At 63.7% G+C, this 26,497-nt stretch carries 32 protein-coding genes; 17 read left to right on the forward strand and 15 right to left on the reverse strand.

Annotated features, from left to right (window positions below; genetic code table 11):
- Positions 1 to 52: 52 nt before the first annotated feature.
- The gene (locus tag I9018_RS04835; protein ID WP_124345766.1) at positions 53 to 391 is read right to left on the reverse strand and encodes a DUF3565 domain-containing protein; all 339 of its coding nucleotides are present in this window, start codon (positions 389 to 391) and stop codon (positions 53 to 55) included.
- Here I9018_RS04835 and I9018_RS04840 point away from each other — a divergent pair.
- The 3 genes from I9018_RS04840 (at position 360) to I9018_RS04850 (ending at position 2,761) form a co-directional block, all read left to right on the forward strand.
- Complete coding sequence (locus tag I9018_RS04840) at positions 360 to 845, forward strand: peptidylprolyl isomerase (RefSeq protein ID WP_022642345.1); 486 nt, start codon at positions 360 to 362, stop codon at positions 843 to 845. The genes I9018_RS04835 and I9018_RS04840 overlap by 32 nt on opposite strands.
- 117 nt (positions 846 to 962) lie before the next feature.
- Complete coding sequence (locus tag I9018_RS04845) at positions 963 to 1,445, forward strand: glutathione peroxidase (protein WP_068584168.1); 483 nt, start codon at positions 963 to 965, stop codon at positions 1,443 to 1,445.
- A gap of 212 nt (positions 1,446 to 1,657) precedes the next feature.
- Positions 1,658 to 2,761, forward strand: a complete 1,104-nt coding sequence (locus I9018_RS04850) for an NADH:flavin oxidoreductase (RefSeq protein ID WP_241108859.1) — start codon at positions 1,658 to 1,660, stop codon at positions 2,759 to 2,761.
- On the opposite strand, the gene I9018_RS04855 is transcribed toward I9018_RS04850, so the two are convergent.
- Together I9018_RS04855 and cysZ are read right to left on the reverse strand one after the other, a co-directional pair.
- Entirely contained in the window at positions 2,758 to 4,029 is a 1,272-nt protein-coding gene (locus I9018_RS04855; protein ID WP_241108860.1) for a glycosyltransferase family 1 protein, read from the reverse strand. The two genes, I9018_RS04850 and I9018_RS04855, sit on opposite strands and share 4 nt — an antisense overlap.
- 121 nt (positions 4,030 to 4,150) lie before the next feature.
- Entirely contained in the window at positions 4,151 to 4,906 is a 756-nt protein-coding gene (cysZ, locus tag I9018_RS04860; protein WP_241108861.1) for a sulfate transporter CysZ, read from the reverse strand.
- 310 nt (positions 4,907 to 5,216) lie between these two features.
- Between cysZ and trxB the strand changes: the two genes are divergently transcribed.
- Entirely contained in the window at positions 5,217 to 6,179 is a 963-nt protein-coding gene (trxB, locus tag I9018_RS04865) for a thioredoxin-disulfide reductase (protein ID WP_068584152.1), read from the forward strand.
- Positions 6,180 to 6,278: 99 nt separating this feature from the next.
- Here trxB and I9018_RS04870 read toward each other — a convergent pair whose 3' ends face one another.
- From I9018_RS04870 to I9018_RS04895, 6 genes are all read right to left on the reverse strand, one after another.
- Positions 6,279 to 6,620, reverse strand: a complete 342-nt coding sequence (locus I9018_RS04870) for a HopJ type III effector protein (protein ID WP_068584149.1) — start codon at positions 6,618 to 6,620, stop codon at positions 6,279 to 6,281.
- Complete coding sequence (locus tag I9018_RS04875; RefSeq protein WP_068584146.1) at positions 6,613 to 6,909, reverse strand: DUF1244 domain-containing protein; 297 nt, start codon at positions 6,907 to 6,909, stop codon at positions 6,613 to 6,615. The genes I9018_RS04870 and I9018_RS04875 overlap by 8 nt, the downstream gene beginning before the upstream one ends.
- Positions 6,910 to 7,003: 94 nt before the next feature.
- The gene (folX, locus tag I9018_RS04880) at positions 7,004 to 7,375 is read right to left on the reverse strand and encodes a dihydroneopterin triphosphate 2'-epimerase (RefSeq protein WP_068584143.1); all 372 of its coding nucleotides are present in this window, start codon (positions 7,373 to 7,375) and stop codon (positions 7,004 to 7,006) included.
- On the reverse strand, positions 7,376 to 7,936 hold the full coding sequence (gene folE, locus I9018_RS04885; RefSeq protein WP_068584140.1) for a GTP cyclohydrolase I FolE: 561 nt from the start codon (positions 7,934 to 7,936) through the stop codon (positions 7,376 to 7,378).
- A gap of 21 nt (positions 7,937 to 7,957) precedes the next feature.
- A complete protein-coding gene (gene folM / locus I9018_RS04890) occupies positions 7,958 to 8,668 on the reverse strand; it encodes a dihydromonapterin reductase (protein ID WP_241108862.1) in 711 nt (236 codons plus the stop codon).
- Positions 8,669 to 8,785: 117 nt separating this feature from the next.
- A complete protein-coding gene (locus tag I9018_RS04895) occupies positions 8,786 to 9,355 on the reverse strand; it encodes an antibiotic biosynthesis monooxygenase (RefSeq protein WP_068584134.1) in 570 nt (189 codons plus the stop codon).
- 211 nt (positions 9,356 to 9,566) lie between these two features.
- Between I9018_RS04895 and I9018_RS04900 the strand changes: the two genes are divergently transcribed.
- The gene (locus I9018_RS04900; protein WP_241108863.1) at positions 9,567 to 10,523 is read left to right on the forward strand and encodes a MerR family transcriptional regulator; all 957 of its coding nucleotides are present in this window, start codon (positions 9,567 to 9,569) and stop codon (positions 10,521 to 10,523) included.
- Between the two features lie 17 nt (positions 10,524 to 10,540).
- Here I9018_RS04900 and I9018_RS04905 read toward each other — a convergent pair whose 3' ends face one another.
- Together I9018_RS04905 and I9018_RS04910 are read right to left on the reverse strand one after the other, a co-directional pair.
- Positions 10,541 to 11,146, reverse strand: a complete 606-nt coding sequence (locus tag I9018_RS04905; RefSeq protein WP_241108864.1) for a hypothetical protein — start codon at positions 11,144 to 11,146, stop codon at positions 10,541 to 10,543.
- A 53-nt stretch (positions 11,147 to 11,199) separates the two neighbouring features.
- Positions 11,200 to 11,673 carry a PAS domain-containing protein gene (locus I9018_RS04910; RefSeq protein ID WP_068584125.1) on the reverse strand — a complete coding sequence of 158 codons (474 nt, stop codon included), beginning with the start codon at positions 11,671 to 11,673 and terminating at the stop codon, positions 11,200 to 11,202.
- Between the two features lie 154 nt (positions 11,674 to 11,827).
- Between I9018_RS04910 and I9018_RS04915 the strand changes: the two genes are divergently transcribed.
- Positions 11,828 to 12,283 carry a flavodoxin gene (locus I9018_RS04915; RefSeq protein WP_068584124.1) on the forward strand — a complete coding sequence of 152 codons (456 nt, stop codon included), beginning with the start codon at positions 11,828 to 11,830 and terminating at the stop codon, positions 12,281 to 12,283.
- Here I9018_RS04915 and I9018_RS04920 read toward each other — a convergent pair.
- Positions 12,264 to 13,160, reverse strand: coding sequence for a LysR family transcriptional regulator (locus I9018_RS04920; protein WP_068584121.1), 897 nt, complete (start codon positions 13,158 to 13,160; stop codon positions 12,264 to 12,266). The two genes, I9018_RS04915 and I9018_RS04920, sit on opposite strands and share 20 nt — an antisense overlap.
- 98 nt (positions 13,161 to 13,258) lie before the next feature.
- Here I9018_RS04920 and I9018_RS04925 point away from each other — a divergent pair, with 98 nt between their 5' ends.
- The 5 genes from I9018_RS04925 to I9018_RS04945 all read left to right on the forward strand — a co-directional run bounded on the left by I9018_RS04925 (position 13,259) and on the right by I9018_RS04945 (position 17,188).
- Positions 13,259 to 13,645, forward strand: coding sequence for a CidA/LrgA family protein (locus I9018_RS04925; RefSeq protein WP_124345771.1), 387 nt, complete (start codon positions 13,259 to 13,261; stop codon positions 13,643 to 13,645).
- Entirely contained in the window at positions 13,635 to 14,321 is a 687-nt protein-coding gene (locus I9018_RS04930; protein ID WP_053134186.1) for an LrgB family protein, read from the forward strand. The genes I9018_RS04925 and I9018_RS04930 overlap by 11 nt, the downstream gene beginning before the upstream one ends.
- Before the next feature lie 143 nt (positions 14,322 to 14,464).
- Positions 14,465 to 15,247 (forward strand): class II aldolase/adducin family protein, encoded by a 783-nt coding sequence (locus I9018_RS04935; protein ID WP_124345772.1) that lies wholly within the window; start codon positions 14,465 to 14,467, stop codon positions 15,245 to 15,247.
- Positions 15,247 to 16,149 (forward strand): alpha/beta hydrolase, encoded by a 903-nt coding sequence (locus I9018_RS04940; protein ID WP_068584112.1) that lies wholly within the window; start codon positions 15,247 to 15,249, stop codon positions 16,147 to 16,149. Before I9018_RS04935 ends, I9018_RS04940 begins: the two co-directional genes overlap by 1 nt.
- Positions 16,150 to 16,276: 127 nt before the next feature.
- A complete protein-coding gene (locus tag I9018_RS04945; RefSeq protein WP_068584108.1) occupies positions 16,277 to 17,188 on the forward strand; it encodes an SDR family oxidoreductase in 912 nt (303 codons plus the stop codon).
- 490 nt (positions 17,189 to 17,678) lie between these two features.
- Here I9018_RS04945 and I9018_RS04950 read toward each other — a convergent pair whose 3' ends face one another.
- Positions 17,679 to 18,479: an IclR family transcriptional regulator gene (locus I9018_RS04950; protein WP_241110109.1), complete on the reverse strand. Its 801-nt coding sequence runs from the start codon at positions 18,477 to 18,479 to the stop codon at positions 17,679 to 17,681.
- Positions 18,480 to 18,646: 167 nt separating this feature from the next.
- On the opposite strand from I9018_RS04950, the gene hmgA reads away from it, so the two are divergent.
- The 4 genes from hmgA to I9018_RS04970 all read left to right on the forward strand — a co-directional run bounded on the left by hmgA (position 18,647) and on the right by I9018_RS04970 (position 23,429).
- Entirely contained in the window at positions 18,647 to 19,951 is a 1,305-nt protein-coding gene (gene hmgA / locus I9018_RS04955; protein ID WP_241108865.1) for a homogentisate 1,2-dioxygenase, read from the forward strand.
- Positions 19,952 to 19,954: 3 nt separating this feature from the next.
- Positions 19,955 to 21,259, forward strand: coding sequence for a fumarylacetoacetase (fahA, locus tag I9018_RS04960; RefSeq protein ID WP_068584099.1), 1,305 nt, complete (start codon positions 19,955 to 19,957; stop codon positions 21,257 to 21,259).
- Between the two features lie 12 nt (positions 21,260 to 21,271).
- Positions 21,272 to 21,910 (forward strand): maleylacetoacetate isomerase, encoded by a 639-nt coding sequence (maiA, locus tag I9018_RS04965; RefSeq protein ID WP_068584096.1) that lies wholly within the window; start codon positions 21,272 to 21,274, stop codon positions 21,908 to 21,910.
- Between the two features lie 148 nt (positions 21,911 to 22,058).
- Entirely contained in the window at positions 22,059 to 23,429 is a 1,371-nt protein-coding gene (locus I9018_RS04970; protein ID WP_068584094.1) for an aromatic acid/H+ symport family MFS transporter, read from the forward strand.
- A gap of 7 nt (positions 23,430 to 23,436) precedes the next feature.
- On the opposite strand, the gene I9018_RS04975 is transcribed toward I9018_RS04970, so the two are convergent.
- Together I9018_RS04975 and I9018_RS04980 are read right to left on the reverse strand one after the other, a co-directional pair.
- The gene (locus tag I9018_RS04975; protein WP_068584092.1) at positions 23,437 to 23,904 is read right to left on the reverse strand and encodes a GNAT family N-acetyltransferase; all 468 of its coding nucleotides are present in this window, start codon (positions 23,902 to 23,904) and stop codon (positions 23,437 to 23,439) included.
- A gap of 79 nt (positions 23,905 to 23,983) precedes the next feature.
- Entirely contained in the window at positions 23,984 to 24,787 is an 804-nt protein-coding gene (locus I9018_RS04980) for a transglutaminase family protein (RefSeq protein WP_241108866.1), read from the reverse strand.
- Positions 24,788 to 24,969: 182 nt separating this feature from the next.
- Here I9018_RS04980 and I9018_RS04985 point away from each other — a divergent pair, with 182 nt between their 5' ends.
- Both I9018_RS04985 and I9018_RS04990 read left to right on the forward strand, forming a co-directional pair.
- Positions 24,970 to 25,989 carry a Glu/Leu/Phe/Val dehydrogenase dimerization domain-containing protein gene (locus tag I9018_RS04985; protein WP_068584084.1) on the forward strand — a complete coding sequence of 340 codons (1,020 nt, stop codon included), beginning with the start codon at positions 24,970 to 24,972 and terminating at the stop codon, positions 25,987 to 25,989.
- A 103-nt stretch (positions 25,990 to 26,092) separates the two neighbouring features.
- Positions 26,093 to 26,347, forward strand: coding sequence for a hypothetical protein (locus I9018_RS04990; protein ID WP_241108867.1), 255 nt, complete (start codon positions 26,093 to 26,095; stop codon positions 26,345 to 26,347).
- The last annotated feature ends 150 nt before the right edge of the window (positions 26,348 to 26,497 follow it).

Below are 26,497 nucleotides of genomic sequence, written 5' to 3' on the forward strand. Positions count from 1 at the left end.
TCTCGAAGGGTGCATGGCAAGGGCGACGGTCCATGGCCGCCTACCGCGATAGTCAGGGGCTAAGGTTATCGTTTCCCGCGTCTTGAGCACACCAGCCACACGCAAAGGGGCGACCTATTTTTTCTGCCCGCTGCGTTGGGTCCAGCACCCAGGCACGTGATTGCCATGGCGGCTGGTGGCGCAGGTGCTGGGTATGGCCGCAGGACAGTTCGACCACCCAGTGGCCGTCCTCATCCTGGTGAAAGCCGCAGATTGTCGAGGGCTGCTTCTGATTCCGTTTGTCCGGGTTCCGTTCGCTTTCGAGCGATTGCTTCGCTAAACTTGGACGTTCTTCATTCTTATGCAAAAGGTCCCGCCCCATGCTGATCGCCGCCAATAAGGCTGTCTCCATCGACTATACCCTCACCAACGACGCTGGTGAGGTCATCGACAGCTCTGCCGGCGGCGCCCCGCTGGTCTACCTGCATGGCGCAGGCAACATCATTCCGGGCCTGGAAAAGGCCCTGGAAGGCAAGCAGGTCGGTGACGAGCTGAAAGTCGCCGTGGAGCCTGAAGACGCCTACGGCGAATACGCCGCCGAGCTGGTCAGCACCCTGAGCCGCAGCATGTTCGAAGGCGTCGACGAACTGGAAGTGGGCATGCAGTTCCACGCTTCGGCTCCGGACGGCCAGATGCAGATCGTGACCATTCGCGATCTGGACGGCGACGACGTGACTGTCGACGGCAACCACCCACTGGCCGGCCAGCGCCTGAACTTCCAGGTCAAGGTCGTTGCCATCCGTGATGCCAGCCAGGAAGAAGTCGCCCATGGCCACGTCCATGGCGAAGGTGGTCATCACCACTGAGTTTCTGCGCTAAGCTCAAGATTGCTGGAAAGGCGCCCGAGGGCGCCTTTTTAGTCCGCGGCTTTTGGCTGTACTGTCGAGAGGCTGTCTTAAGAACACGGGAATTTGGAGTTCGTCATGAGTGCTTTTCACGACCTTAAACTGAAAGCCCTGGATGGTCAGGAACTGCCGCTCGCGCCCTTCAAGGGACAAGTCGTGCTGGTGGTCAACGTCGCGTCCAAGTGCGGCCTGACTCCCCAGTATGCGGCGCTGGAGAACCTCTACCAGCAGTACAAGGGTCAGGGGTTCAGTGTGCTGGGCCTGCCGTGCAACCAGTTCGCCGGACAGGAGCCTGGTACCGAACAGGAGATCCAGGAGTTCTGCAGCCTTAACTACGGGGTGAGCTTTCCACTGAGCAGCAAGCTCGAGGTCAACGGCCCGGAGCGCCACCAGCTGTACCGCCTGCTGGCGGGCGAGGGCGCCGAGTTTCCCGGGGACATCACCTGGAACTTCGAGAAGTTCCTGCTTGGCAAGGATGGCCGGGTCTTGGCGCGTTTTTCACCGCGTACCGCTCCCGATGACCCCACGGTGGTCCAGGCCATCGAGAAAGCCTTGAGCTGAAGCGACCTGGCGGGCTTGTCGCCGCGCCTGCTGTTCGCGCCTCATTCACGCCGCCGTATGGCGGCGTTTTTGCGCCAAGATCACTCAAATCAATAGTGCTGTGCAGGGTCTTGAGTGAAGAATATTATCCTCATCATAAGTGCGTCGGGCCCCGCCTGGCGTTGCCTTGTGCGTCGATTCTCGACTCCAGTCCTTTCCTGTCGGAGTGCAGCATGTCTGTCCAAGCCTTGTTCAAACCCTTTCAGCTGGGCGCGTTGGAATTGCCCTCCCGAGTCGTGATGGCCCCGATGACCCGGTCGTTCTCCCCAGGTGGCGTGCCCAATGCGAAAGTCGTCGAGTACTACCGTCGGCGGGCGGCGGCAGGTGTCGGCCTGATCATCACCGAAGGCACCACCGTCGGGCACCAGGCGGCCAATGGCTATCCCAATGTGCCGCAGTTCCATGGCGAAGCCGCGTTGGCGGGCTGGAAGAAAGTCGTGGATGCGGTGCATGCCGAGGACGGCAAGATCGTCCCGCAGCTGTGGCATGTGGGCAACGTGCGGCGCCTGGGCACCGAGCCGGATGCCAGCGTGCCGGGCTACGGTCCCAGCGAGAAGCTCAAGGATGGCAAGGTCGTGGTGCACGGCATGACCCACCAGGATATCCAGGAGGTGATCGCAGCGTTCGCCCAGGCTGCCAAGGACGCCCAGAGCATTGGCATGGATGGCGTGGAGATCCACGGTGCCCACGGGTACCTGGTGGACCAGTTCTTCTGGGAAGGCAGCAACCAGCGCACCGACGAGTACGGCGGCGACCTGGCCCAGCGCTCGCGCTTTGCCATCGAGCTGATCCAGGCGGTCCGCGCCGCCGTGGGTGCGGATTTTCCGATTATCCTGCGCTTCTCCCAATGGAAGCAGCAGGACTACACCGCCCGGCTGGTACAGACACCAGAGGCCCTGGAGGCATTCCTCACGCCATTGGTGGCGGCTGGCGTAGATATCTTCCACTGCTCGACCCGGCGTTTCTGGGAGCCGGAGTTCGAAGGCTCCGATCTCAACCTGGCGGGCTGGACCCGCAAGCTCACTGGCAAGCCCACCATCACCGTCGGTAGCGTTGGCCTGGATGGCGAGTTCCTGCAGTTCATGGTCAATACCGACAAGGTGGCCCAGCCGGCCAGCCTGGAGAACCTGTTGCAGCGCCTGGGCAACGACGAGTTCGACCTGGTGGCCGTGGGCCGCGCACTGCTGGTCGATCCGGACTGGGCGCAGAAGGTTCGTGAGGGGCGCGAGCAGGACATCCGGCCGTTCAGCCGCGAAGCCTTGATGACCTTGGTCTAACGCGCGTTGCCGGGCGGCGAGGGTGGCAAGCCCCTTGCCGCACCGAGCTTGCCAAGGGTGCTGGCCGAGGTCTCGATGCTGCTGGTACCGGAAGGCGCCAGCGAGTGCTGGCAGGCGCTGCGCAGTTGATCCTCGAACTGCTCGATCACCGCAGGCCAGCCTTGGCGGCTGGCATGCTGGCGAGCGTTGAGGCGCACCCGGCGCAAGGTTTCAGTTTCTTCGAGCAGCCAGTTGGCGGCATCGCAGAACGCATTTTCATCCCCCGGCATCGCCAGCACGCCGTTGTAGCCGTGGCGGATATGCTGAGCCGCTGCTGCTTGATCGTAAGCCACCACGGCCAACCCCGAGGCCAGTGCTTCGAGTACCACGTTGCCGAAGGTCTCGGTCAGGCTGGGAAACAGGAACAGGTCGCCGCAGGCATAGTGTGCCGCCAGCGCCTCGCCTCGCTGGCTACCGCAGAACAACGCATCGGGCAGGCTTTTCTCCAGGGCCGCCCGCTGCGGGCCATCGCCCACCACGATCAGTTTCATCCTCTGCTGTGGATAACTCGCTTGCAGGCGCTCGAAGCAACGCTTGAGCAGGCCCAGGTTCTTCTCCGGTGCCAGGCGCCCGACATGGATCACCGCCAGGTCGTCGTTATCCAACCCCCAACTGGCCCGCAGTTCGGCGACCCGCTTGGCCGGGTGAAACAACTGGCTGTCGACCCCGCGGGAGAGCAGCGCCAGGCGCTCGAAGTGGCGGCGCTCCAGTTCCAGGCACTGGCTGGCACTGGGTACCAGGGTCAGCTTCGAGCGGTTGTGGAACCAACGCAGGTAGTGGGTCAGCAGGCGTGTCAGCAGCCCCAGGCCGTACTGGCTGGAGTACTGCTGGAAGTTGGTATGGAAGCCACTGACCACCGAGATTCCCAGGCGTTTGGCCGCCCGCAGCGCGGACAGGCCCAGCGGTCCTTCGGTGGCGATATAGAGCACATCCGGGCGCTGGCGTTTCCAGCGGCGTAGCAGCTTGTGCATCGATGACTGGCCCCATTGCAGCCCCGGATACCCCGGCAGTGGCCAACCTCGGCACAGCAACAGGGCTTCGTCGCTGCTCCGGCTCTGATCGCAGCCTTGGCGCGGGCGCACCAGTTCCACCTGGTGCCCACGGGCCCGCAGGCCATCGCACAGGCGGCCAAGGGTATTGGCCACGCCGTTGATTTCCGGCGGGAAGGTCTCGGTGATGAGGGTGATATGCAGGGCTGGGCTCATGACCCCAGTGTCGGCTGGGGCCATGTCGTCATTGTGACTTCGCAGTGATGGATTTATGACCGCTCAGCGCTGCGGTTCCAGAGCGCTGCTTGCGGGCTGGCCCCTGGTCGATGTTGTGCAGGAGCCAGAACAGGGACGGACAGGTTCAGCGCTGTTGGCCCGGCAAGTTATCCACACCACGCTCGCGGACCCAGAACAGCGTCGCCCCGGCCACGGCGGCGGGCATCATCAGGATGTTGACGAAGGGAATCATCAGCGCCAGGTAGACGATGCCGCCGAAACCCAGGCTCTGCCAGCGCTTCTGGCGTAGCCAGGCGAGCATGTCCTGCCAGCTCATCTTGTGGTTGTCCGCCGGGTAGTCGATGTACTGGATCGCCATCATCCAGATGCCGAATAGCAGCCACAGCGGTGCGGCCACCAGGTTGACCACCGGAATCAGCGAGAGGATGAACAGGCCGATGGCCCGGGGCAGGAAATACCCCAGCTTGCGCATTTCCCGGGACAGGGTCCGAGGGATCATCGCCAGCAGCTCCCCCCAGCTGAACGGTGGAAAGTCATCGGTGCCACGCACCACGGTCTCGACCTTTTCCGCGAGGAATCCGTTGAACGGAGCGGCAATGATGTTGGCCAACAGGGTGAAGGAGAAGAACACCATCAGCACCACCAGCACCACGAACAGCGGCCACAGGATGTAGCTGAGAAAGCTCAGCCACTGCGGCAGGGTTGGCATCAGGGCGTCGACCCAGAGGCTGAACTGGTGGCCGGCGAAGTAGATCAAGCCGACGAACAGCACCAGGTTCACCAGCAGTGGCAAGAGCACGAACAGGCGCAGGCCGGGCGTGAGGATCAACTTGAGGCCCTCGCGCAGGTATTGCGGGCCGGACAGGACAGGGGCGGGCATAGAAGGCTCCGAGCAGAAGGAAAACGCGCCGACCTTACCGGCTTTGCACAAGGGGCGAAAGCACGGCGCACAGGGCGACATCAACGGTAACAAAGACCTTTTCAAATAGATGGCCAGAGAATAGAGACCGCCTATGAGCTGGATTGTTAAACCGTATTTCCTTAATCTTCGCCCCCTCTATACGCTGCACCCATTATTTTTTGGACGGACGAGTTTTAGCCTTCCCCAAGGTTTCGCCGTCCTTTTTTATTCCAGCCGGCAATCCGGCGTTCCGCGCCAGGGCATCCGGGCCGGTCGATAGGAGTGAGTCATGTCTGATGTACGTCATTCGCGTGTGATTATTCTCGGTTCCGGCCCTGCCGGTTACAGCGCCGCGGTCTACGCCGCCCGCGCCAACCTGAAGCCACTGCTGATCACTGGCATGCAGGCCGGCGGCCAGCTGACCACCACCACCGAAGTCGACAACTGGCCCGGCGACGTGCACGGCCTGACCGGTCCGGCGCTGATGGAGCGGATGCGCGAGCACGCCGAGCGTTTCGAAACCGAAATCGTCTTCGACCACATCAATGCCGTGGACTTCGCCGCCAAGCCCTACACCCTGACCGGTGACAGCGGCACCTACACCTGTGATGCCCTGATCATCGCCACCGGCGCCAGCGCTCGCTACCTGGGCCTGCCATCGGAAGAGGCGTTCATGGGCAAGGGCGTTTCGGCCTGCGCCACCTGCGACGGTTTCTTCTACCGCAACAAGCCGGTGGCCGTGGTCGGCGGCGGCAACACCGCTGTCGAGGAAGCCCTGTACCTGGCCAACATCGCCAGCAAGGTCACCCTGATCCACCGTCGCGATACCTTCCGCGCCGAGAAGATCCTGATCGACAAGCTCCACGCCCGGGTTGCCGAAGGCAAGATCGAACTCAAGCTCAACGCGACCCTGGACGAAGTGCTGGGCGACAACATGGGCGTGACCGGTGCCCGCCTGAAGAACAACGATGGCAGCTTCGACGAGCTGAAAGTCGACGGCGTGTTCATCGCCATCGGCCACACCCCGAACACCTCGCTGTTCGAAGGCCAGCTGGAGCTCAAGGACGGTTACCTGGTGGTACAAGGTGGCCGTGAAGGCAATGCCACCGCTACCAGCGTCGAGGGTATCTTCGCCGCCGGCGACGTGGCCGACCACGTCTACCGCCAGGCCATCACCTCGGCCGGCGCCGGTTGCATGGCAGCCCTGGACACCGAGCGTTACCTGGACGGCCTGCAGAACGCTTCGTTCTGATCGTCCTGAAATGAAAAAAACCGGCGCAAGCCGGTTTTTTCATGCCTCATGGAAAGCCTCGCGCAGCTGCCGCAGGCCCGGCAGCCCGTGGTAGCCGGATCAGGCCTTGCGCACCAGGGGCTGGGCGCTGAACTTCACTCCGGCCAGGCCATGGGCGATCAGGGCGCGGATATTGCCGTGGTCGCTGCCCTCGGGGGTGGCCAGTACCGAGCGGTAGTGCTCGCCGAAGGCCAGCAAGGCCTCCTGGTCGCTCAGGCCTTCGAGCAGGGCCAGGCCCAGGGTCTTGCACGAGCCTTCGTTCTGCCCGGCGGCATTGTCCACGCCGCCGTTGTTGAAGGCCTGGGGCTGGTAGTCATAACCGCTGGCGACAAAGGCCAGGGTATCGGCAAACGGGTGTTCGCCGCTGTTCAGGCTGGCGCGCAGGGTGTTGAGGTCAGTCATTGGGTTTTCCTTTGGCGAACGCCGCTTGCTGCTCGGCGCTGGCTTCTTTCTGGTAGAGATTTTTCCATTCGGCATAGGGCATGCCATACACCACTTCACGGGCCTCATCGAGGCTCACTTCGATCTGGCGCTGGTCGGCCTCGGCCTTGTACCACTTGGACAGGCAGTTGCGGCAGAACCCGGCAAGGTTCATCAGGTCGATGTTCTGCACGTCCTTGCGGTTGTCCAGATGGGCCACCAGACGGCGAAAGGCCGCCGCTTCCAGTTCCAGGCGTTGTTGAGGGGACATAAGACTCTCTGCACATAGAGGGGTGGGAACAGCTGCAAGCTACAAGCTACGAGCGGCAAGTCAAAGCCGAACCGCTTTTACTTGCCGCTTGCCGCTAGCGACTTGCCGCTAACGTGATGGACACCGATTCGGCAAAGCGCAGGGCGTGGGGTTTGTCGACTTCGACCTCGGCGTACTGCACCGAGGCATTGCCCATCACCAGGTCCAGCAATTCCTGGGTCAGTCGTTCCAGCAGCGCAAAGCGGTTGCCTTCGACATGGGCGATGATCGCCTTGGTAATGGTGCGATAGTTCAGCGCGTGATCGATGTCGTTGTCGCGCACCGCATCCTGGGCCGGATACAGGATGGTCAGGTTGATCAGCACATCCTGCTTGTTGAGGATCTCTTCCTCGTTGATTCCGATGTAGGTCCGCAGGAGCAGGTCCTTGACTCGGATACGAGCCATTCCAGGCTGAAGTTGTGGCATTTACTTGCTCCGTCCAATCAATTGCAGGAATTCCTGGCGAGTGGTGCTCAAGTCGCGGAAGGCGCCGAGCATCACCGAGGTATGCATGGTGGAATTCTGTTTCTCGACGCCGCGCATCATCATGCACATGTGCTTGGCTTCGATGACCACCGCGACGCCGGCGGCCTGGGTTACGCTTTGTACGGCGTCGGCGATTTCCCGGGTGAGATTTTCCTGGATCTGCAGGCGCCTGGCGAACATGTCGACGATCCGTGCGATCTTCGACAGGCCCAGCACCTTGCCGGTGGGAATATAAGCCACATGGGCCTTGCCGATGAAGGGCAGCAGGTGATGTTCGCACAGTGAGTACAACTCGATGTCGGCGACGATCACCATCTCGTCGCTGTCGGAGGCGAACAGCGCGCCGTTGACGATTTCTTCCAGGGACTGGCTGTAGCCATGACACAGGTACTGCATGGCCTTGGCCGCGCGCTTGGGGGTATCGAGCAGGCCTTCGCGCTCGGGGTCTTCACCGAGCCCCTTGAGGATGGCGCGGTAGTGCTGGGACAGGGAAAGGCTCATGCAAGGTCCTCGCGGGGCGGTCTACTTGACGTGCCGCCCGCCATTGACGGTCAGGGTGGTACCGGTGACGTAGGGGTTGTCCAGCAGATAACGCAGGCTCTGGTAGACCACCTCGGCGCCGGGCTCGATCCCCAGCGCGGACTTGGCCAGGGTCTTGGCGCGGTACTGCGCATCGTCGTCGGCATTGAACAATAGCAGGGCCGGGGCGATGCCGTTGACCTTGATCTGCGGTGCATATTTCGCGGCGAAGGACAGGGTCAGGCTATCCAGGCCTGCCTTGCTGGCGCAGTAGGCGATGTGCTTGCTGCTGCCCTTGCGGGTCACGTCGTCGCTGATGTGGATGATGTCCGCCGGGCTGGAGTGTTGCAGCAACTCGGCGCAATGCAGGTTGATCAGGTAGGGCGCCAGCATGTGCACGCCGAACATCCGGGCAAAGGCGTCGATCTCCTGGCCCGGGTTTTCCGGCAGCCATTCCGAGGCATTGTGGATGATTGCCCGCAGCCGATCGGTGTGCCGCTTGAGCTCGGCGATCAGGGCCATGATCCCGTTCTCGCTGGAGAGGTCGGCGAACAGCAGGGTTGCGCCCTTGTCGCGCAGGGTCTCGAGCCCCGGGCGCTGGCTGCGGTAAGTGACGATCAGCGGATGCCCGTCCTCCAGCAGGCGCAGGGCGCAATGCAGGCCGACACGCTGGCTGGCGCCGGTGATCAGGATCGGGGCAGTGGAGGCGTTCATGGTGGGCTCGCGTCGCGGGTAGAGCCGAACTATACCAGCGGCGGTGCTGCGCCGTGGGGTGGATCGCTGGAGGGCCGGTGCCGCCACATGCGGTGTGGCACCGGTCTGCACCAGGCTTTACGGGTTCTGCGTCGAGGGGGTCGCCGGCAGTGGGCGGGCCGGGGCGGCATTGAGCCAGTTGGCCAGCAACCTTGTGGACAGCGGGATGAAGAAATAGACCATCAGCGGGGTCAGGGCCAGGGTGCTGACGAATACCCGTGCCAGCATGCCGAGGTCGTTGAGCAGCGGCCCGAGGACGAAGTTGAACAACAGCGAGACCGGAAAGAACGCCAGCCAGATGGCTACGGCCTGTTTCCAGCGTGGTGGGCGTTGTCCGGCGGCGCCGAACCAGCCATCGATGCCGCTGACCCGGTGCTCCGAAGGATGGGCGAACAGGTCGCTACCCCGGGCCAGCCAGGCGGTGCGCGAGGCGGAGTGTTCCCAGGTATGCAGGGTCTGTTCGTCGACGAAGCGGAAAATGATCTGGAATTCATCGTCGCCGGGCGGTGGGGCCAGGACGCCGGAGCCCAGGTAGCCGGGAAAGTCGGTGGCCAGTTGTTCGCCTTCGCGCAGCCAGGCGATCAGGTCCTGGTAGCGGCCGTCGGCAACGCGCCGGGCCACCATCAGGGTGACAGGTGAGGTAGACATCATGTATCTCCGTAAAACCAATGCGTTGCCTGGGTAAGGCAATCGCTGACGGGGCACCGGGGTGTCGGGCCGCGTTCGGGACAAGCAAGGATTATTCCTGATTGGCACTGGAGTACCAAAGACAATGGTCGGATTTTCCCATGCTTGAAGCATCGCTACCCGGGCAGAGTAGAATGGCGACCATTTTGTTTACCGGTGTTTTCTCCTCCAGATGCCCGCCACCACTGAACTTGCCGTCGCCGCTCAAGCGCCCGATCCCCTTCGACCGGAGGCGCTGTTTCCGATTCGCGAAGTTGCACGCCTGACCGGGATCAACCCGGTGACTCTACGGGCTTGGGAACGACGCTACGGTCTGATCCAGCCGACACGCACCGAAAGTGGGCATCGCCTGTATTCCATGCACGATGTTGAGGCAGTGCGCGAGATCCTCGGCTGGATCGAACGTGGCGTGGCGGTGAGCAAGGTCGGCAAGATCCTGGCCAAGAGCCGGATGGCCCAGTCCCAGTGCCTGGCACCTGCCAATGAAGGGCTGCTGGGCGAATACGGCCGGTGGCGCGATCAGTTGAAGTTGGCAGTGAGCGCCTTCGATGAAGCGCAACTGGATCGCCTCTATGGCCAGGTGTTTTCCTGCTATGCGCTGCCGGTGGTGTTCCAGGAAATCTTCCTGCCGTTCTGGAAGCAGTTGCTACAGGATCGGGAAGTGTTTGGCCAAACCAGCGAGTGGCTGTTCCTGGATGGCTTCTTGCGCGGGCGGATCCTGCAACGCCTGGCACTGCAACGGGCGACGCCGCAGCACCTGTTGCTGACGGCATTCAACCAGCAATGTCGCGAGTTGGAACTGCTGGTGGCAGCGCTGTTGCTGGGGCATGACCAATTGGGCGTGCGCGTGCTGGGCCCCGGCGTGCCATTACAGGAGCTGACCCTGGTCTGTGAACAGCTCAAGCCCCAAGCCCTGGTGGTGTTTTCCAACCACGCACCCACGACGGAGTTGCCCAAGCGTCTCAAGCGCCTGGCGCTGACGTTGGATTGTCCATTGATGCTGGCAGGCGATGCTGCGGACCTGGCCCAGGACAGCTTCATCGATTCGCCGGTGGTGTGCCTGGGAAGCGAAGGGCGCGTGATGCAGCAGCGCCTGCGGCAGTTTCTCGGCGGGTACCTGGATACCTGAGGCCGAGTCGGCTGGTCTCAGGCGTGCAGGGCAGGATGGGTATGGCGATGCTGCTGGAGGATGAACTGGCGCAAGCGCTCGGTTTCCTCGGTATCGCTCTGGTCCAGGCGATAGGCATAGAAGCCGGCCTCGGTCGCCCGTTCGAACTGCCCGTGCAGGGCAATCCGCTCATATCCCGAAGGGCTGAACCACTGGGCAAACTGCCGAGGTGGTCGGGTTTTGTTGCTGATTTCCAGCAGCACGCCCTTGAACGACACTTCACGCACCCATAGGCGCCCGGGCTGGCCCTTGGCGTTCTCCAGGGCCACGGGCTCCGGCAGCGCCAGGCGCCATGGCCGCACCATGGGACCTTCCTCGAAAATACTGGGCACCCCCAGGCGCAGGTGCAGGGCGTGGAACTCGTCCTCCACCAGGTGCAGGGGGAAGGTCATCTGCTGATTGTCGAAATGAGCCTGGATGGTGACCTTTTCGTTGGCCGCCAGGCGGGTCAGCAAGTCACGGATCTGCGAGCCGCCGTTGACCAGCAGGCTGGAGGTGGTGTCGCGCACATTGAGGTGCGGGTTGTGTTGCATGGTCCGGATGAAGTCCAGCTCATCCTGGGTGAGAAGGGCGTCGCGCTGCATGATGATGCTCGAAAGGTGAAAGACAGATCCGCAGGAGATACCCCTACAGACCACTAAACCTGCGACTTATTAGCGCCGTTGGTCGCCTTGAGGGCGGCCAGTTCGGCCTGGGCTGCGGCCAGTTGCTGTTCCAGTTGCAACAAGCGCTGCTGTGCCTTGACCTGCACACTGACATCTTTTTGCACACCGATGAAATAGTTCAGCTGATCAGCATCGTTGAACACCGGGGTGATCGACAACTCGTTCCAGAAGTGGCTGCCGTCCTTGCGATAGTTGCGCAGCACCTCGCGGCACGGCCTGCCTTCCCTCAACGCCTGGCGAATCACCTGCAGGGCTGGCTGGTCACGATCGCCGGACTGCAGGAAGCGGCAGTCCTGGTAGAGCACTTCATCGGCGCTGTAGCCGGTCAGTCGTTCGAACGCCGGGTTCACATAGATCACGATGTTGTCCTCGCCTTCCTGTTCGGCGACCACGATGCCGTCGTTGGAGGCGTTGATCATCCGTTGCAGCAAGTGTGCATTGATCATTCCGAGGGTCCGTCATCGATCGGCGAGGGCTGGATTCTAAGGCATGTTGGCATTGTGTCTACAGGTGCTTTGCAGTGCACGACACGCCAGCGACGGGATTTTACTCCGTAGCTGTTAATATCCCAGGCTTTTAGTCAGCTTCAGGATCAGATTGATGAAAGTCGCCATCCTTTCCGGCACGGTGTACGGCACGGCTGAAGAAGTCGCCCGGCATGCCGCCAAGCTTCTCGACGCCGCGGGCTTCGAGGCCTGGCACAATCCGCGCGCGACCCTGGCGGATGTCCAGGCATTCGCTCCCCAGGCATTTCTCGCGGTGACCTCCACCACTGGCATGGGTGAGTTGCCGGACAACCTGCAACCCCTGTACTCGAGCATTCGCGATCAGTTGCCAGCGGCCTGGCGCGGTTTGCCCGGGGCGGTGATCGGCTTGGGCGACTCCAGCTATGGCGACACCTTCTGCGGTGGCGGCGAGCAGATGCGTGAACTGTTCGCCGAACTGGGTGTACGGGAGGTGTTGCCGATGCTACGCCTGGACGCCAGCGAGAGCGTGACCCCGGAAACCGACGCCGAGCCTTGGCTGGCACAACTGGTCAGCGCACTGCGGGGCTGACCGGCTGTTCCCGTAGCAGCGCCAGCCAGGCCTGTGCAGCCTTGGACAGATAGGCGCCTTCGCGCCAGATGAAGGCGATGTCCCAGCGCAGGTATTGCGGGGCCGTCAAGGTCAGGCGCACCACCCCCGGGCGCACCAGGGCCCGGGCCACCACGCTGGGCAGCAGCACCACACCCTGGCCGGCCGCTACCAGCGCCGCGAGGAAGTCCGCCTGGCCGCTGCGCCCGCCTTCCCTGGGGGTGAAGCCCACTTGCTGGCAGGCCTGGAGCAAGCGGTCGTTGAGCACGAAGCTGCGCTGATACAGCAGGAACGGGGTATCGGCCAGTTCCTCCAGGCGCACCTTGGCATTCATCGCCAGCGGATGATCGGCGGGCAGCAGGGCATCCAGCGGCTCATCGCAGAACGGCTGGTAGGCGAAGGCCGGGTCCTTGGGGGTCAGGCTGCCGCCCAGTTCCAGCTCGCCGCTGCGCACCGCCTGCTCGACGTTCAGGCTGCCGCCCTCGAGCAGATGCACCTGGATATTCGGATAGCGCCGCCGGTACTCGGCGAAGCGGCTGGCGAACAGCGTATCGCTGCCCAGCATCGGCAGGCCCAGGCGCAGCTCGCCCCGGGTCATGTGGCTCAGGTCGTCCAGTTCGCTGAGCAACTCGTTGCGCAGGCGCAGCATGCCCTCGGCCCTTTGCAGCACCACGTTGCCAGCGGCAGTGAGATGAATGTGCGAGCCCTGGCGCTCCAGCAACGGCGTGCCCAGGCTCTGTTCCAGCTGGGCGACCTGCTTGCTCACCGCCGACTGGCTGATATGCAGGGTCTTGGCGGCCTGGGTGAAGCCGCCCTGGTGGATCACTTCGACGAAGCTGCGCAGTTGCTTGAAATCCATGGTGGGAATTCCAGTTTGGAATGGCTTCCAGTCTAACAATTCGCTTCGGTGATGGCGGGGCTTTTCATAAAATAGGCCCCTGAGAGGACCGAACCCCCATGAACATTCCCACCTTCAAACGCCTTGGCCGCCTGCTGTGCGAGCTGGCGGTGCTGCTGGCCATCTATTTTCTCGGCTGCCAACTGGCTACCTGGCTGCCCTGGCCGATTCCCGGCGGGGTCATCGGCCTGGCCATGCTGTTGCTGGCCTTCGCCCTGGGTTGGGTCAAGCCGGCGGCCCTGCAACTGGGCGCTGGCCTCCTGATGGCGGAGATGCTGCTGTTCTTCATCCCGGCGCTGATGAGCCTGCTGGACTACGGCGGCCTGCTGCGCCAGGACGGCTGGCGGATCCTGCTGGTGATCGGCGTCAGCACCTTGCTGGTGATGTTGGTGACTGCGCTGACCGTGGAGCTGGTGTGCCGCTGGAGGATGCGCCATGAAGCTTGAGGCGATGCCGATGTTCTGGCTGGCGCTGACCCTTGGCGCCTATCTGTTCAGCCGCTGGATCTACCGGCGCACCGGGCGCTACCTGTTGTCGCCGCTGATCCTGGTGCCGGCGTTGCTGCTGGCGGTGGCGGTGCCGCTGCATACGGCCTACGCCGAGTATGCCGCCAATACCCACTGGCTGATGCTGGTGCTGGGTCCGGTGACCGTGGCCTTCGCCATTCCCATCTGGCAGCAGCGCCAGTTGCTGATGCGCCATTGGTCGGCGCTGTTGCTGGGCATGCTGGCCGGTAGCGCGGCGTCCATCGGCAGCTCCTTCGGCCTGGCCCGGCTCTTGGCCCTGGACAGTTCGGTAACCCTGTCGCTGGTGCCGCGCTCGATCACCACGCCATTCGCCATGCCCCTGGCCCATGACTTGGGCGGCGTACCTGAGCTGACGGCGGTGTTCGTGATGTTCACCGGGGTGTTCGGAGCGATGCTCGGTGGCGTGCTGTTGCGTTGGCTGCCCTTGCGCAGTGCCCTGGCCCGGGGCGCCCTGTTCGGGGTCGGTGCCCATGGCGCCGGGGTCAGCCGGGCCCACGAAGTCGGTGGCGAGGAAGGGTCGGTAGCGGGGCTGGTGATGGTGCTCACCGGGTTGTTGAATCTGTTTGCCGCTCCTTTGCTGGCGTCGCTGCTTTGACGTGAAGGCGCCGTGGCGCAACCCGGCTGCCGGCTGACCCGCTCGGTCATCAAGCTGGCTGCCAAGGCGACTCCGTGGTGTGGCTGGGGTGTCTAGACTCCGAGGGTCCTCCTTCCAATAAAAGCCAACATGAGGTCCCTGCCGTGAGCCTAGCCCCCGTTCAATCCACCGCGAGCGTCAAAGACCAGGTCAGCGCCCTGGAGTGGCAAACCCGCCAGGACCTGGCCGCCTGCTACCGACTGGTGGCGATGCATGGCTGGGATGACCTGATCTTCACGCACATCTCGGCCAAGGTGCCGGGCACCGACGAGTTCCTGATCAATCCGTTCGGCATGATGTTCCATGAGATCACTGCGTCCAGCCTGGTGAAGGTCGACCAGGCCGGCAACAAGCTGATGGACAGCCCCTACGAGATCAATCCGGCGGGCTACACCATCCATAGTGCGGTCCATGCCGTGCGCCACGATGTGCTCTGCGTGCTGCATACCCACACCGCGGCAGGGGTGGCGGTGTCGGCCCAGCAGCAGGGCGTGTTGCCCATCAGCCAGCAGTCGCTGTTCGTCCTTGCCAGCCTCGGCTACCACCCCTACGAGGGCGTGGCCCTGAACCCCGAGGAGAAGGTCCGGTTGCAGGCGGACCTGGGCGACAACAATTTCCTGATGCTGCACAACCATGGCCTGCTCACCTGTGGTGCGAGCATCGCCGACACCTTCCTGATGATGTTCATCTTCCAGCGTGCCTGTGAGATCCAGGTGCTGGCACAGAACGGCGGTGCCGAGTTGATTGCCATTCCCGCGCCGGTCCTGAGCGGGGCCAAGGCAATGATCGCCGGAGTCACCCGCAGTGCCCAGGGCATGGGCGGGGTGCTGGCCTGGCCGGCCCTGCTGCGCAAGCTCGATCAACTCGATACAGGTTACAAATCCTGATGCCTATCGCCGAGATCCCCCTGAGTGTCTGGCGTACGCACGGACAGGACTTCGTGTTCCGTGGCCAGGCCATCCGCTATTGGGTAGCAGGGCAGGGAGAGCCGCTGCTGTTGATACATGGTTTCCCCACTGCCAGTTGGGACTGGCACTACCTGTGGCAACCCCTGGCGCGGCGTTATCAGGTGATCGCCTGCGACATGCTCGGTTTCGGCGATTCGGCCAAGCCCCTGGAGCATGACTACAGCCTGCTGGAACAGGCGGACCTGCAGCAGGCCCTGCTGGCGCACCTGGGGATTGTCGAGCCGCTGCACCTGTTGGCTCATGACTATGGCGACAGCGTTGCCCAGGAACTGCTGGCGCGTCACTACGAGGAGCGCCTGGAGATCGCCAGTTGTGTGTTTCTCAATGGCGGCCTGTTTCCGGAAACCCATCGCCCGGTGTTGACCCAGAAACTGCTGCTCAGCCCGCTGGGCTGGATGCTCGGACGGGTCTTCAGTCGCGAGGGGCTGGCCAGGAGCCTGCGCCAGATCTCGGGCCCGCAAAACCGTCCCAGCGAGACGGTGCTGGACGACTTCTGGAGCCTGGTGCAGAGCAACGATGGCCCGCGCATCCTGCACAAGCTGATCGGCTACATCCCTGAGCGCAGGCAGCGGCGTGATCGCTGGGTCGAGGCCATGCAGCGCGGCGAGGTGCCGTTGCGGGTGATCGACGGCGCCCATGATCCGATCTCCGGGGCGCATATGGTGGAGCGCTACCGGCAACTGGTTCCGCGACCGGATACCGTGCTGCTGCCAGGTATCGGCCACTACCCGCAGATCGAGGCGCCCCTGGCAGTGCTCAAGCACTACTTGGCCTTTCGCGGCGGCCTGTTGGTCCCGGCGCAGCGTGTCGTGGGCTCCTGAGCGGCCAGTTGGGGCGACTATCCCGCTGTCTTATCGCGCACCATTCAGCTCTGGGCGTGTTCGTTGTGGGCATCGGCCGGCTGCCTGACACTCAGGGCCTTGTCCATTGGCCCTGCTGGAGTTCGGTATGAGTGAGTCTGTGCGCTTGGAAGATAAAGTAGTGATCATCACCGGGGCCGGCGGGGGCCTGGGACGGGCTCATGCGTTGTTGTTCGCTCGCCACGGCGCCAGGGTACTGGTCAATGACCTGGGTGGTTCGGCCCAGGGCGAGGGCGCCAGTGCCTCGGCGGCCGATCGGGTCGTGGCGCAGATCCGCGAGGCCGGAGGGATCGCCGAGGCCAACCATGACTCGGTCACCGATGGCGAGAAGATCGTGCAGAACGCGCTGGATGCCTTTGGCCGAGTCGATGTGGTGGTCAACAACGCCGGGATCCTGCGGGACAAGACCTTCCACAAGATGGACGATACCGATTGGGACCTGGTGTACCGGGTACACGTGGAGGGTGCCTACAAGGTCACTCGCGCTGCCTGGCCGCACCTGCGCGAACAGGGCTACGGGCGGGTGATCTTTACCGCTTCCACCTCGGGTATCTACGGCAACTTCGGCCAGTCCAACTACGGCATGGCCAAGCTGGGCCTGTACGGCCTGACCCGGACCCTGGCGCTGGAAGGGCGCAAGAACAACATCCTGGTCAACGCCATTGCCCCCACCGGTGGCACGCGGATGACCGAGGGGCTGATTCCGCCCCAGGTGTTCGAGCAGCTCAAGCCGGAGCTGGTCAGCCCGCTGGTGGTGTACCTGGGCAGCGAGCAGTGCCAGGAAACCTCCGGACTGTTCGAAGTCGGTGGTGGCTGGATCGGCAAGGTGCGCTGGGAGCGCAGCCTGGGGGCCGGTTTCGATCCGCGCCAGGGTTTCTCGCCGGAGGATGTCGCGGCCCATTGGCGAGAGATCTGCGATTTCGACGGCGCGGTCCACCCCAAGGACAACATCGAGGCGCTCGGGCAGATGATGCAGAATCTGCAAAAGTACGCGATCTGAGTGCCCATGGCGGCCGCTTCGAACACTCTCTTGCAGGCCGCGCCAGTTCTCTGGAACGGCGGCCGCGATTGCTCTTCTCGGGCGTCCTGCCCGGTCATTTCCCAGGCATAAAAAAGGCCGCTGCAAGAGCAGCGGCCGAAGTAAGACGTTAGATCAAGGAGCTACAAAATCAACGTCGGTGAACCTGGGTAGGCGGCTTGAACCGGGTCGTTTCAAGCCTGCCGAAATCTGTTGCCGAAAAGCCCTGGACAGCACTTTCATCGGGGGTGGAGCCAGGCTGTTTGCCCTGACTGCGAAAGAAGAATAAGCCCTGGCCGGTATTGGAAAAATAGCGATTCAGGACAAGGACTATTACAGCCAGAGCAATAGTCGTGGTGCTCGGCAGGTGCGCGCCGAGGCTGTTTGCCAGGCGCCACCGCCCGTGTGCAGAAGTCGGTGGATGGCCTGGCAGCAGGGGCCAGGTGCCGAGGCTGGCGAGTGGGCTGGGGGGTTATTCTGGCTGGGCCTGGTAACCCATGCGCCAGCTCGCGGCGCGGCAGGCCGCCAGCAGGCGTTGCGCCGCCGGACCATGCTCGTCGGCATGGAACAGCGATGTCGGCCCGACCACCGTCAGTACGGCGGCGATCTTGCCGGTGGCATCGAACACCGGCGCCGACAGGGCATCGACCCCGGGCATCAGCAGGCCATGGATGTGATGCAGGCCGCGCTGGCGGATCTGTTCGGCCAGGGCATCGTGGGCCTGTGTCTCGGCCAGGGCGTGGGAACTGGCTTCGGCCAATTCCTGCTGGCGCAGATCGAGGGTTTCCCGCTGCGGCAGGTAGGCGTTGAACACCAGCCCGGTGGACGAGCTGAGCAGGGGCAGAACCGAACCCAATTGGGTGACCACGGTCACCGCGCGCACCGCCGGTTCGATATGCACCACGGTGGCGCCGCGGTTGCCCCACACCGCGAGAAAACAGGTTTCGTTCAATTCATCGCGCAGTTCCGCCAGGGGCAGGGCGGCGACTCTCAGCACATCCATGCTGCCCAGGGCCGCCAGGCCCACCCGCAGGGCTTCACGGCCCAGGCCATAGTGGTTGGTGGCACTGTTCTGTTCGGCGAAACCGCTGGCGATCAACGCTTGCAGATAGCGATGAACCTTGCTCGCGGGCATCTGCACATGTTCGGCCAGGCGCGAGAGGGAGGTGCTCGGCGACAGTTCGGCCAGGGCCTTGAGGATGTCGGTCCCGACCTCGGCCGAGCGGACTTTCTGTTTACCGTTGCTATCGCTGCTGCTGGGCGATTTTTCCATGGAGGTGTAGGGGTCCCGTGACAAGTGGCGGTCTTTATAGCTTGACGCTCCCGGGCAATCAAATTACGTTATGCGTAATTGGATTACGATAAAAATAACCCAGGCGTGCCGATAACTCTTGTGAGGGAGTGGTGGGCCCCTGCCTACTCCAACTTCCAGGAGGCTCCATGAACCTCGATTCTTCGGCGTCCGCCCTCAGTTACCAATCCGGCTTCGGCAACGAATTTTCCAGCGAAGCCCTGCCGGGCGCATTGCCCATCGGCCAGAACTCCCCGCAGAAAGCCCCCTACGGCCTGTATGCCGAGCTGTTTTCCGGCACCGCGTTCACCATGACCCGCAGCGAAGCCCGGCGTACCTGGATGTACCGTATCCAGCCTTCGGCCAAGCATCCGGCTTTCGCCCGCCTGGAACGCCAATTGGCCGGTGGCGAGCTGGGCGACGTGACGCCTAACCGCCTGCGCTGGAGCCCGCTGCCGATCCCCGCGCAGCCGACGGATTTCATCGATGGCCTGGTGGCCATGGTGGCCAACTCGCCCGCGCAGAAACCTGCGGGTATCAGCGTCTATCACTACCGCGCCAACCGCTCCATGGAGCGAGTGTTCTTCAACGCCGACGGCGAGTTGCTGCTGGTGCCCGAACTGGGCCGCCTGCGCATCGTCACCGAACTGGGCGTGCTGGAGCTCGAACCGCTGGAGATCGCCGTGCTGCCGCGCGGCCTGAAGTTCCGCGTCGAGCTGCTGGACCCGCAAGCCCGTGGCTACATTGCCGAGAACCACGGCGCGCCGCTGCGCCTGCCCGACCTGGGGCCGATCGGCAGCAACGGCCTGGCCAACCCCCGGGACTTCCTGGCCCCGGTGGCCCATTACGAAGACCTGCGCCAGCCCACCGCCCTGGTGCAGAAGTACCTCGGCGAGCTTTGGGGTTGCGAGCTGGACCACTCGCCGCTGGACGTGGTGGCCTGGCACGGCAACAACGTGCCGTACAAATACGACCTGCGCCGCTTCAATACCATCGGCACCGTCAGCTTCGACCACCCCGACCCGTCGATCTTCACCGTCCTGACCTCGCCCACCAGCGTGCCGGGCATGGCCAACCTGGACTTCGTGATCTTCCCGCCGCGCTGGATGGTGGCCGAGAACACCTTCCGTCCACCATGGTTCCACCGCAACCTGATGAACGAGTTCATGGGCCTGATCCTGGGGGCCTACGACGCCAAGGCCGAGGGCTTCCTGCCCGGCGGTGCTTCGCTGCACAGCTGCATGAGTGCCCACGGCCCGGATGGCGAGACTTGCACCAAGGCGATCAACGTCGAGTTGCAGCCGGCCAAGATCGACAACACCATGGCCTTCATGTTCGAGACCAGCCAGGTGCTGCGCCCGAGCGGCTTCGCCCTGGAATGCGCGCAACTGCAGAACGACTACGATGCTTGCTGGGCTTCGCTGCCCGTCACCTTCAACCCGAATCGGAGATAACCCATGACCTTGTCCACCATCACCCGTAGCTGGGTCGAGTCTGCCAACGGTCACCCCGACTTCCCGTTGCAGAACCTGCCCCTGGGCGTCTTTAGCACCCAGGGTTCGGCCCCCCGCAGCGGCGTGGCCATCGGTGAGCAGATCCTGGACCTGGAGGCGGCGCTGGACGCCGGCCTGTTCGAGGGCCTGGCCAAATCCGCGGTGGAGGCTACCCGTGGCGGCCAGTTGAATGCCTTCTTCCAGCTCGGTCGCCCGGCTCGTGTGGCCCTGCGCGAGCGCCTGCTGGAACTGCTGGCCGAAGGCAGCAGCCTGCAAGGCAAGATCCAGGCCCTGGGGGCGAAGCTGCTGCCCCAGGCCACTGATTGCCAGATGCATGTGCCGGCCAGGATCAACGACTACACCGACTTCTACGTGGGCATCGAGCATGCGCAGAACGTCGGCAAGCTGTTCCGCCCCGACAACCCCTTGCTGCCCAACTACAAGTACGTGCCGATCGGCTACCACGGCCGGGCCTCGACCATCCGCGCCTCCGGTGCCGACGTGCGCCGGCCCAAGGGCCAGACCCTGCCGGCGGGGCAGAGCGAGCCGACCTTCGGCCCTTGCGCACGCCTGGACTATGAACTGGAACTGGGGATCTGGATTGGCCAGGGCAACGAGATGGGCGAGTCGATCGCCATCGGCGATGCCGCCGAGCACATCGCCGGTTTCTGCCTGCTCAACGACTGGTCGGCACGGGATATCCAGGCTTGGGAATACCAGCCGCTGGGGCCGTTCCTGTCCAAGAGCTTCATCACCAGCATCTCGCCCTGGGTGGTGACCGCCGAGGCCCTGGAACCTTTCCGCCAGGCCCAGCCGGCGCGCCCCGAAGGCGACCCGCAGCCGTTGTCCTACCTGCTGGACAAGCGTGACCAGGCCGCAGGCGCCTTCGATATCGAACTGGAGGTGCTGCTGATCACCCAGGCCATGCGCGAGCAGGGCTTGCCGGCCCATCGCCTGACCCTGAGCAATACCCAGTACATGTATTGGACCGTGGCCCAGATGGTGGCTCACCACAGCGTCAACGGTTGCCAATTGCAGGCCGGCGACCTGTTCGGCTCGGGTACCTTGTCCGGCCCGCAGAGCGGCCAGTTCGGCAGCCTGCTGGAGATCACCGAGGGTGGCAAGAAACCGGTCGAACTGGCCTCTGGCGAGGTGCGCAAGTTCCTTGAGGATGGCGACGAGATCATCCTGCGCGGGCGCTGCCGCCGTGAAGGCTTCGCCTCCATCGGCTTCGGCGAATGCCGGGGCACCGTCCAGCCAGCCCGCTAAGGGGAGTGCAGCATGGAGCTCTATACCTACTACCGTTCCACCGCGTCGTACCGGGTGCGCATCGCCTTGGGCCTCAAGGGCCTGGACTACCAGGCTGTCCCGGTCAACCTGCTGGTACCCAAGGGCGGCGCCAACCGTCTGCCGGAGTACCTGGAGATCAATCCCCAGGGCCGGGTCCCGGCCCTGCGCACCGACGAGGGCGACCTGCTGATCCAGTCGCTGGCGATCATCGAGTACCTGGAGGAGCGTTATCCACAGGTGCCGTTGTTGCCCGAGGACCTGGTCGGCCGTGCCCGCGCCCGGGCAGTGGCGGCAATCATCGGTTGCGACGTGCATCCGCTGCATAACTCCAGCACGCAGAACCTGCTGCGGGAGTGGGGCCATGAGGAAGCGCAACTGCTGGTGTGGATCGATCACTGGATCAGCCAGGGCCTGGCGGCCCTGGAACAGCTGATCGGCGATGAAGGCTTCTGCTTCGGCGAGCAGCCGGGGCTGGCCGATGTGTTCCTGATCCCGCAGTTGTACGCCGCCGAGCGCTTCAAGGTGTCGCTGGAAGCCTATCCACGGATTCTCCGGGTAGCGGCGCTGGCCGCCGAGCACCCGGCGTTCCAGGCCGCCCACCCGGCCAACCAGCCCGACACTCCGGCCTGACCCCTGGACGCCCTGATCCAGGGCGCACCCGGCCCCTGCAGCCGCCTTAGAGCGGCTGCAGGATCTTGAGTCCCACCACCAGAGGATCTGCCCAGGCGCCTCTCGCATCACCTTCCATAACCATAAGAAACCGAACAGGTACCTTGCGATGCAAAACCAGATTGCCAGCTTTCGTGCTGCGCTCGACGCCCGCCCGGTGTCCGGCTACCAGTGGTCGCTATTGTTGCTGCTCGCCTTGTTGTTGGTCACCGACGGCTATGACGCCCAGGTCCTGGGCTACGTGGTGCCGGCCCTGGCCCAGGACTGGGGGCTGGAAAAAGCCGCTTTCGGCCCGGTGTTCAGTGCCAACCTGCTGGGCCTGACCCTGGGCTCCCTGGCAGTGACACCCCTGGCGGATCGTTTTGGCGTACGCCGGATTCTCCTGTGTTGCGTGCTGATCTACGCCAGCCTGACGGTGCTGATGGTGTTCAGCCAATCCCTGGACAGCCTGATGGCCGCGCGTTTTATCTGCGGCATCGGCATGGGTGGGGCGATGCCCAGTGCCATGGCGCTGATGTCTGAATATTCCCCGCCGCGCCTGCGCACCCTGATGGTGACCCTGGCTGCCTGCGGTTTCTCCTTCGGTGGCGCGGCCGGTGGTTTCGTCGCGGCCGGTTTCATCGACCAGTTCGGCTGGGAGGCGGTGTTCCTGGCGGGCGGCGTAACGCCGTTGCTGCTGTTTCCGTTCCTGTTCTGGTGGTTGCCCGAATCCCTGCCGCGGCTGTTGCGTGATGCTCCGCCCTATGCGCGCTTGCGCAAGGTCAGCGCGCGGATGTTGCCGGACTGGCAGCCACCAGCGGCGACTGGCGATGAGGGTCAGCAACAGGCTGCTGGCAAATTCACGGTGGTGGAGTTGTTCCGCCAGGGGTATGCGCGGCCGACACTGCTGATCTGGTCGACCTTTTTCGTCAGCCTGATCCTGCTGTATTTCATGATCAGCTGGCTGCCGACCCTGTTGCTGGAAAGCGGCCTGGCCCTGAAACAGGCCAACCTGGTGACGTCGATGTTCCTGTTCGCCGGCACCCTGGGGGCCATTTGCATGGCCTGGCTCGCCGATCGCCTCAAGCGCAAGGTGCGGCTGTTGTCGGCGGTGCTGGCGGTGGCGGCGTTGTGTACCGTCCTGCTGGGGCTGAACCACGACAATCCGCGCTACCTGGTGGTGTTCGTATTCGCGGCGGGGTTCTGCATCATTGGTGGGCAACTGACCCTGAATGCCTTCGCCAGTAACTTCTATCCGGCCCAGGTGCGCGCCACCGGCACCGGCTGGGCGTTGGGGGTAGGGCGCTTCGGTTCGATCCTCGGGCCGCTGCTGGGCAGCATGCTGCTGGCGATGCATATCCCGGTGCAGCAGATTTTCTTCTTTTGCGCGGTGCCCGCCGTGCTGGCCGCGTTGCTGATCATCCGGGTGCGTGCACCCTCCGAAGGGACCGGCGGCGGCACAGGCGCGGCGCAACCGTTGCAGGCACCGCTCAAGTCCTGAGGCGGGGTCAGCAGGCCAGGTGCTTGATCATCGGTACGCAGGCCAGGGTCAGGCCACGGGGCGACTGGTACTGGGCGATGCGTTCGCCGACGAAGCCGCACTGGCGGTAGAAGTCCGCGGCATTCAGGGTCGAGTCCAGGATCAGGTGCGACAAGCCGGCCTGCACGGCCTGCTGTTCGATGTAGTTCATCATCTGCCGGCCGATTCCACGGCCCATGTAGGCCGGGTCGACGAAGACCGCGTCGACCTGTCCTGACTCAAGGTCGAGGATGGCACTGGCGGCGACCTGGCCGTCGATGACCGCCACATGCCCGCTGCTTTCCAGCCATTCGATGAAGGGCTGGCCAAGGTTGCCAGCGGTCCACACTTGCAGGTCGGCAGCCGGGTAGTACCCCGCGCATTGATGGTTGATGGCCTGGTTGCGAATGTCGAAGACCCGTTGTGCGTCTTCGCCGTGGGCTTTCCTGATCAGCATGGCGTGTCCATTCCCTGGAGTGAGCCGTTCATCCTGCCAGAGAACTGGAGAGATTGTCCGAGGGTTTCGCTTGTTGTGTTCAGTGAACCACCTTGTTCGGCGGCAGGTGCCCCAGGCGCTCGGTCAGGCGCAGGCGCTGGATCGGATCGTCGCTGAGCAGCAGTGCCCGCTCCAGGTCGAAGCGCTCGGCGTTGGGGCACTCCAGGCGTTGGTAGAGACTGGCCCGAGCCAGATAGTCGGCGGCGCTGCCATCGCCCAATTCCAGTACCCGCTCGGCGTCGATCAGGGCGCCGAGATGATCGTCATGGGACAAGTGCAGTTGGCGCAGGTTACGCGACAGGCGCTGGAACATCTGGCGTGGTTCAGCGGTGAGCAGGTGCTCGGCGTTGAGCTTGAGATGGGCGCCATACTGGCGTTGCAGCAATTCGCGGCAATCGTTGGGGTACAGCCGGCGTCCGCCGCAGGGATCGAGCAGGTAATCGGTGCCGGGTACCCGGAGCAGGAAGTGCCCGGGGAAATTCACGCCGACCAGTGGAATGTGCAGCCGCTGCGCCAGTTCCAGGGCGATCAGGGCCAGGGCCAGGGGCTGCCCCCGGCGCCGCTCCAGGACCTTGTCCATCAAGGCTGCCTGGGGCCTGAGCGGCAGGAATTCGTCCTGCTGGAACCCCAGGTCGTTCATCAGGCGCAACAACGGTTGTCCCAGTTCGTTGGCTGGCAGTGACGGCAGGCTGCCGCCGACCTGTTGCTGGATGTGCTTGAACTCTTCCAATAGCAGGCCGGGCACCAGAGCTGGCTCATGCTCGGCACCAATCCATAACGCTGCCTCCAGCAAGGCGGGCGGCGAGCGGTGCAGGCAGGCGAAGAAAGCTTGGCGCGGTTTCATGGCAACCTCCGACGGATGCCTCGTTTTAGCCCCGTCGTCGTGCTTCGTCCAGTCTCTGCGCAGTAGGTAGCGGGTTATTTCCCCTGGGTTGCAAGACGGCGCGGCTTATTCCTGCGTGGCGCAGCAATTTTCAGGCGCAAGCCTATACTGGCGACTACAAGAAGTGATTCGGGAGCCCGTCGATGTTCGCTCTCATGCACAGCACCCGCCTTGAATCGCTGCATCTTAGCGTCGACCCTCGAACCGGGTTGAAGGCAGTGATCGCCATCCATAACAACCGCCTGGGGCCCGCCCTGGGCGGTTGTCGTTATTTGCCCTATCCGGACGATGCCAGCGCTGTGGGCGATGCCGCGCGCCTGGCCCAGGGCATGAGCTACAAGGCCGCGCTGGCCGGTTTGCCCCAGGGCGGCGGGACCGCCGTGATCATCCGACCGGCCCATGTGGAAAGCCGCGCTGCGTTGTTCGAGGCCTTCGGTCGTTGTGTCGAGCAACTGGACGGGCGCTATATCACCGCCATCGACAGCGGCACCTCGGTAGCCGACATGGATTGCATTGCCCAAGAGACTCGTTACGTCACCAGTACCAGTGCCGCTGGCGACCCGGCCCCGCATGCGGCCATGGGCGTGTTCACCGGTATTCGCAGCACCGCCATGGCGCGCCTGGGCAGCGACAACCTAGAGGGCCTGCGGGTGGCGATCCAGGGCCTGGGCAATGTCGGTTATGCCCTGGCCGAACAGCTGCATGCCGCCGGCGCCGAGTTGCTGGTCAGTGATATCGATCCTGGCAAGGTGCAACTGGCCATGGAGCAGTTGGGCGCGCACCCGATCGCCAACGATGCCTTGCTCAGCACACCTTGCGATATTCTCGCGCCCTGTGGCCTGGGGGCGGTGCTCAACAGCCGCAGCGTGGCGCAACTGCGTTGCTCGGCGGTGGCAGGTTCTGCCAACAACCAACTGACCAACCTGCAGGTTGCCGACCAGCTGGAGCGGCGCGGCATCCTCTATGCCCCGGACTACGTGATCAACTCCGGAGGGCTGATCTACGTGTCGCTCAAGCATCACAATGAAGAGCTGCCAGTGATCACCGCCCATCTGTCGCAGATCAGCCTGCGCCTGACGGAGATCTTCGGCCATGCCCAGGCAGAAAAACGTTCACCGGCACGGATCGCCGACGAACTGGCGGAGCGAGTGCTCTATCGCTAGGTCCGCGCCCCCGGCCCCTGTCTATGTAACATCGGCACCTGGAGGGTTGGCATGCGAAGGCCAGCCACTGGAGTGCTCAACCACCACGGGAATGAACTGGACGATGCCTGAAGTGCTGGATGCTGAGCTGGACGAACAGCTGTCTTGCGTATTGCACGGTGCCGCGGATCTTGAGGCGATTCGCCAGGTGCTGGAGCTGTACAGGGACAAGGGATTTTCAGCGCAGGCGGTGTACCGCTATCTGGGTCAGGCCAGGGCTGGCGCTGTTGATGCCGTGGAAGACCGAATCCTGGAAGCCATGGACATCGCATCCGGGTATTGCCCGGCAGGTTGCAGGGTGTGGGACACCCCGCGATGACCGTTATGCGTGCCCCCAGGTGGCCTGGCGCAAGCTCGGTCGCCAGGCATGAAAAAAGCCCTGTGCCATTGGCACAGGGCTTGTTCGATCAGGGGCTGCCTATTTGGTGGCCTTGGTCGCTTTCGCAGGCTTGACCGGTGCCTCGGCTTC

Source organism: Pseudomonas sp. MPFS (assembly GCF_022537035.1).
Taxonomy (GTDB): domain Bacteria; phylum Pseudomonadota; class Gammaproteobacteria; order Pseudomonadales; family Pseudomonadaceae; genus Aquipseudomonas; species Aquipseudomonas sessilinigenes.